Here is a 903-nt window from a genome sequence, read left to right on the forward strand (position 1 = left end):
GCATATGGGTGGAATCGAAATCCTGCTTATAGGTCAGCAGGGGCGCAGTGCCGCCGCAAAGCTGTTTCCGGCAGATGGCGAGATCGTCGTCGGCGAACGCTATCGCGTCGACAAGGAGACGATCCGCGACGTGCCGTTCGATCCGGGCGACCGCGAAACATGGGGAAGCGGCGGCACTGCGCCCCTGCTGACCTATAAGCAGGATTTCGATTCCACCCATATGCTGTTCTTTGCGGGCTCAGGCGGGTTCAAGACCACCAGCAATGTGGTGCCGACGGCGCTGCGTTATACCGGTCCATTGATCTGCCTCGACCCGTCGACCGAGGTCGCACCGATGGTCGTCGAGCACCGGACGCAAACGCTCGGACGCGAGTGCATGGTCCTCGATCCGACAAATCCGGTGACGGGGTTCAACGTTCTGGACTGGATCGAAACGTCAAAACACAAGGAGGANATCGTCGCGGTAGCCCACATGCTGCTGTCGGAAAGCGCGCGATTCGAATCCTCGACCGGTAGCTATTTCCAGAACCAGGCGCACAACCTTCTGACGGGTTTGCTCGCCCATGTGGTCCTCTCTCCGGAATATGCCGGGCGGCGGAACCTGCGCAGTTTGCGCCAGATCGTCTCCGAGCCGGAACCGTCAGTGCTCGTAATGCTGCGCGATATTCAGGAGACATCCGCCTCCGCCTTCATACGCGAAACGCTCGGCGTCTTTACCAATATGACCGAGCAGACATTCTCCGGCGTTTACTCCACGGCGTCGAAGGATACGCAGTGGCTGTCACTCGACGTCGATGCCGCGCTTGTCTGCGGCAGATCGTTCAAATCGAGCGATATTGTTTCCGGCAAGAAGGACGTATTCCTCAATATCCCCGCGGCGATCCTGCGGTCCTATCCTGGCAT

General features: G+C 59.3%; 1 protein-coding gene. It reads left to right on the plus strand.

What is annotated here, in order from left to right:
• Window positions 1–903: type IV secretory system conjugative DNA transfer family protein (locus CEV33_RS01355; protein WP_167388085.1), on the plus strand; the 903-nt coding region annotated here is incomplete at both ends.

It is taken from the genome of Brucella grignonensis (assembly GCF_002252505.1).
In the GTDB taxonomy this organism is placed as follows: domain Bacteria; phylum Pseudomonadota; class Alphaproteobacteria; order Rhizobiales; family Rhizobiaceae; genus Brucella; species Brucella grignonensis.